This window comes from Bacillus sp. OTU530 (assembly GCF_038440375.1).
In genome coordinates this window covers 1-503 of the sequence record NZ_JASATP010000146.1, presented here as the reverse complement: position 1 = coordinate 503, position 503 = coordinate 1, and the positions used below count along the sequence as shown (strand labels likewise).

The window sequence follows — 503 nt, the reverse complement described above, 5'->3', positions numbered from 1 at the left end:
AAAGAAGCAGCATAGTAGCCAAAACTAAAACAAGTAAACATTTTCATAATCCATATCGCGAGTAACAAGGATTCAAACCGCTCAAATAGCAAACCAGGCATTTCAAAACTTCGTATGAGATCAAGTGTCGGCCATGTTAGCGTTATTAATCCATCCACGGATAGCGTACCAATAACCATCACGACCGTTATCAAGTAAAAGATCAGTGGGATAAAAATTCCAACTAGAACAGCTTTTACTGCTTTGTTTGGCTGTTTCATAAATGCTATTATAATCAACATGCTTTCAAAACCTGTATAGGAGAGAGCAGTTGTTTTGATTCCTTTTAGTACAGGTACGATCCCTAACCCTAGTACTGGACGCAGGTTATCCACCTCAAATGTTTTGAAGCTCAGAAAAGCAACAACCAAAAAAATGCCGGCGGTAATGGGGATGATTATTTCAAACAGACGGGCAAGCGGGTTTATGCCGCCCATGATTAGATAGAGACTCACCCACATAAA

The 503-nt window shown here is 39.8% G+C and carries 1 protein-coding gene; it reads right to left on the bottom strand.

The window, feature by feature from the left end:
- Positions 1–503: GerAB/ArcD/ProY family transporter (locus AAHB12_RS31295; protein WP_342048949.1), on the bottom strand; the 503-nt coding region annotated here is incomplete at both ends.